4 protein-coding genes and 1 pseudogene are annotated in these 4,086 nt (G+C 72.6%); 2 read left to right on the forward strand and 3 right to left on the reverse strand.

Features of this window, described 5'->3' with window-relative positions; genetic code table 11:
* Window positions 1–335 (forward strand): tannase/feruloyl esterase family alpha/beta hydrolase (locus RBH18_RS43270; protein ID WP_306216338.1); only part of this gene is annotated, 335 nt, incomplete at its 5' end.
* Window positions 336–659: 324 nt separating this feature from the next.
* Here the strand turns inward: RBH18_RS43270 and dnaJ are convergent.
* Both dnaJ and hrcA read right to left on the reverse strand, forming a co-directional pair.
* Window positions 660–1,808, reverse strand: coding sequence for a molecular chaperone DnaJ (dnaJ, locus tag RBH18_RS43275; RefSeq protein ID WP_306216342.1), 1,149 nt, complete (start codon window positions 1,806–1,808; stop codon window positions 660–662).
* A 60-nt stretch (window positions 1,809–1,868) separates the two neighbouring features.
* Window positions 1,869–2,891: a heat-inducible transcriptional repressor HrcA gene (gene hrcA, locus RBH18_RS43280; RefSeq protein ID WP_306216339.1), complete on the reverse strand. Its 1,023-nt coding sequence runs from the start codon at window positions 2,889–2,891 to the stop codon at window positions 1,869–1,871.
* Between the two features lie 141 nt (window positions 2,892–3,032).
* Here hrcA and RBH18_RS43285 point away from each other — a divergent pair, with 141 nt between their 5' ends.
* Window positions 3,033–3,653: a DUF4870 domain-containing protein gene (locus RBH18_RS43285; RefSeq protein WP_306216340.1), complete on the forward strand. Its 621-nt coding sequence runs from the start codon at window positions 3,033–3,035 to the stop codon at window positions 3,651–3,653.
* A gap of 107 nt (window positions 3,654–3,760) precedes the next feature.
* On the opposite strand, the pseudogene RBH18_RS43290 reads toward RBH18_RS43285, so the two are convergent.
* Window positions 3,761–4,086 (reverse strand): annotated as a pseudogene (locus RBH18_RS43290) (hypothetical protein); the annotation flags it as partial.

Raw genomic sequence — 4,086 nt, forward strand, 5'->3', positions numbered from 1 at the left:
AGCGGCGGGGCGGGGCCTCGGCGTTCACGCGGCTCTACATGATCCCGGCGGGCTACCACTGCCTCTTCGGGCCCGAGGCCGGCGGGGCGCCCTCCGAGATCGGCCTCCCGGAGTTCCTCCAGCCGCTGATGGACTGGGTGGAGCAGGGCACCGCCCCGGGTGCCGTCGCCGTGCCGACGGTCAACGGCGACTACACCGAGGTGATCCGCGCGCTGGACGTGGCGCCCTTCGACGCCTCGCCGGCACCGGCCCCCACCGATCCGGCCGCCGGGGCGCGGGACGCTGATCCGGCGACCGCGGACGCTCTGATCCGGCGTCCCGAGCGCGCGCCCTGACCGGGCGGCCCGGCTGCACGCCCTGACCGGGCAGCCCCAGCGCACGCCCTGACCGGAGGCCGCGGCGCATGCTCTGACCGAGCGGCCCCAGCGCACGCGCTGACCAGGCGGCCGGCTGCACGTCCTGACCGGGCGGCCCGAGCGCGGGTGCTGACCGGGCGGCCCGGAGCGGGGTGTTTTCGGGCGCAACCACTCACGCACGTCGCCCGGTGGGGCTTTGCGCTCTGGACGCGTCAGCGGCCAGCAAAGCTCCTCCGGGCCCTCGGCGGGAGCGACGGCCTGTACCCCCCACCCCGCTACGACATGAAGCTCTTGATCTTGCCCTTAATGTCCGTTGAAGGCGTCCCGCATCCGCGAGAAGAATCCCCCCTGCTTGCTGAGCTCCGCCACGTCCTCCCCGCGCGTCTTGGCGAAGTCGCGCAGCATCCGCTCCTGGTCCGCGGTGAGCTTGGTCGGCGTCTTGACGTCGAGGTGGACGAACAGGTCGCCCCGCCCCTGGCCGCGCAGGTGCGGCACGCCCTTGCCGCGGACCCGCAGCGTGGACGCGGGCTGGGTGCCCTGCTTGACCTCGATGTTCTCCTCGGAGTCGAGGGTCTTGATCGTGAGGCGGGTGCCCAGCGCCGCGGCGGTCATCGGCAGGGTGACCCGGCAGTGCAGGTCGTCGCCCTTGCGGGAGTAGACGTCGTGGGGCCGCTCGTGGATCTCCACATAGAGATCACCGGCCGTGCCGCCGCCGGGGCCGACCTCGCCCTGCTGGGCCAGGCGGATGCGCATGCCGTCCTCGACGCCCGCCGGGATCTTCACGGTCAGCGAGCGGCGGGTGCGGATGCGGCCGTCGCCGGCGCAGGTGGGGCAGGGGTGCGGGATGATCGTGCCGTAGCCCTGGCAGGTCTGGCAGGGGCGCGACGAGACGACCTGGCCCAGGAACGTGCGCTGCACCGACTGGACCTCGCCGCGGCCGGCGCAGGTCTCGCAGGTCGCCAGGTGGGTGCCGGGGGCGGTGCCCGCGCCGGAGCACTGGGTGCACAGGACGGCCGTGTCGACGGTGATCGGGGCCTCGACGCCGAAGGCCGTCTCGACCAGGTCGAGCTCCAGGCGCAGGATCGCGTCGGCGCCGGGGCGGGTGCGCGGGCGCGGGCCGCGGGAGCCGCCGCCGGCCGCCGTGCCGAAGAAGGCGTCCATGATGTCCTGGAAGCCGACGAACGGGCCCGCGCCACCTGGCCCGCCGGGGCCACCGGGGCCCCCGCCGCCGCCGGGCGCGAGGGGGTCGCCGCCGAGGTCGACGATCTGGCGCTTCTGGTCGTCGGAGAGAACCTCGTAGGCGGCGTTGATGTCCTTGAACTTCTCGTGCGCCTCGGGATCCGGGTTGACGTCCGGATGGTACTGACGGGCCAGCTTGCGATAGGCGCGCTTGATCTCGTCGTCGGTGGCTTCCCGGGTCACACCGAGAATTCCGTAGTAGTCCTTGGCCACAGGGTTTCGAGTCCTCATGTCTGCCCCGCGCTACGCGCTGGAGATCATCGTCGCTTTGCGTCAGTTCTGTGCCAGCAGATCGCCAACGTACCGTGCGACCGCACGGACGGTGGCTATCGTGCCGGGGTAATCCATCCTGGTCGGCCCCAGCACACCGAGGCCACCAACGATTGTCGCTCCCGGTCCGTAACCCGTGCTGACCACCGAGGCGGCCCGCAGGTTGTCGATCTCGTTCTCGTCGCCGATGCGCACCCGGGTCGTGCTGGGCTCGACCTCGCCGATGAGCTTGAGAAGAATCACTTCCTCCTCGAGCGCCTCGAGCACCGGCCGCAGCGAACCCTGGAAGTCCAGCACGCCGCCCCGGGTCAGGTTGGCGGTGCCGGCCAGGGCGAGCCGCTCGTCGCTGCGCTCGACCAAAGTCTCCAGCAGCACGGACGCGAGACACGCCATGGTCGTGCGCTTCTCCGCCGGGCACTCGTCGACCAGGGCCTGCACCAGCGGCGGCGTGTCGGCCATCTTCTGCCCGGCGAGCTTGGCGTTGGCCTTGCCGCGCATGTCGAGCACGTCGTCGGCGCCGGTCGGGGCGGGCAGCTCCACCAGGCGCTGCTCGACGCGGCCGGTGTCGGCGATCATCACCAGCATGAGCCGGGTCGACGAGATCGGGACCAGCTCCAGGTGCCGCACCGACGAGCGGGACAGGCTCGGGTATTGCACGACGGCGACCTGCCGGGTGAGCTGGGCGAGCAGCCGGACCGTGCGGTGCACGACGTCGTCGAGGTCGACCGCGCCCGCCAGGAAGCGCTCGATCGCCCGGCGCTCGGCGGGGCTCAGGGCCTTGACCCGGGACAGCCGGTCGACGAACAGCCGGTAGCCGGCGTCGGTGGGCACCCGGCCGGCGCTGGTGTGCGGCTGCCGGATGTAGCCCTCCTCCTCCAGCACCGCCATGTCGTTGCGCACCGTCGCCGGGGAGACCCCGAGGCGGTGCCGCTCGACCAGGGCCTTGCTGCCCACCGGCTCCTGCGTCGCGACATAGTCCTCGACGATGGCGCGGAGCACCTCGAGCTTGCGGTCATCCAGACTCATGACCCCTCCCCCTCTCCCCGCCAGGACCTGGCACTCGCTGAAGTCGAGTGCCAGTCTACGTCGCCGCCGCCCCGCGCGCGATGATCGACCGTCCGGGGACCCCTCTGGCCCGGCTCGACCAGCGGCTCTACCGTGTCAGCCATGACTGAGCCACCGCGCCCGCCCGGGGACGGCAACGACCCCACGACGCCGTTCAACCCGCCGCCCCCGCCCTACACACCGCCCGGCTCGACCCCGCCGCCCCCGCCGTCCTACAACCCGCCGCCGTCCAGCGGGGCCGGCGGCTACTCCCCGCCGCCGTCGAGCGGGGCCGGCGGCTACTCCCCGCCGCCGTCCAGCGGAGGCCCCTACGGCCAGCCCTACGGCGCGGACCCTTACGGCCAGCAGGGCTACGGGCAGCAGCCTTACGGCCAGCAGCCCTACGGCCAGCCCGGCGCCGCCAACGACGACAAGACCTGGATCCTGATCTCGCACTTCGGCGGCGCGGTCGTCGGCTTCATCGCGCCGCTCGTCGGCTTCCTGGCCAAGGGCAGCCAGTCGCCGGCCGTCCGCGCGCATGCCGTCGAGGCCCTGAACTTCCAGATCACCTGGGCCATCGTGACGGTGCTCGCCTCGATCATCGGCGTCTGCACCTTCGGCCTGCTCGCCTTCCTCCCGATCGTGACCTGGGTCGTGGTGATCGTCTTCTCGATCATCGCCGGCCTCAAGGCGAACGAGGGAACGCTCTACAAGTATCCGATGACCTACCGCTTCATCAAGTAGGACCGCGGCGGCCACGCGAGCACAGGCGAGGCCGCCGCACCGGCTACGAGACCTACAGGCGAGGCCGCCGCACCGGCCACGCGACACAGGCGAGGCCGCACGTGGACTCAGGTGAGGTCGCGCACCACCGCGTCGGCCAGCAGCCGCCCGCGCAGCGTCAGCACGGCGCGCCCGCGCTCGAACGCCGCCGCCTCCAGCAGCCCCCCGGCCAGCGCCTTCGCCGCGCCGGCCGGGTCGGCGGCGGAGAGCGGCAGCCCGTCGGCGAGCCGCACGCGGAGCATGACCTCCTCGATGCGCTGCTCGTCCTCGGTGAGGATCTCTCGCGCCAGGCCGGGCGAGACCCCGGCGGAGACCCTTCGCGCGTACGCCGACGGGTGCTTGACGTTCCACCAGCGCCCTGCTGGTGGGCCTGCAGAAAGGTCACGTAATTGCC

The sequence above is a fragment of the Actinoplanes oryzae genome (assembly GCF_030757795.1).
Lineage (GTDB): Bacteria > Actinomycetota > Actinomycetes > Mycobacteriales > Micromonosporaceae > Actinoplanes.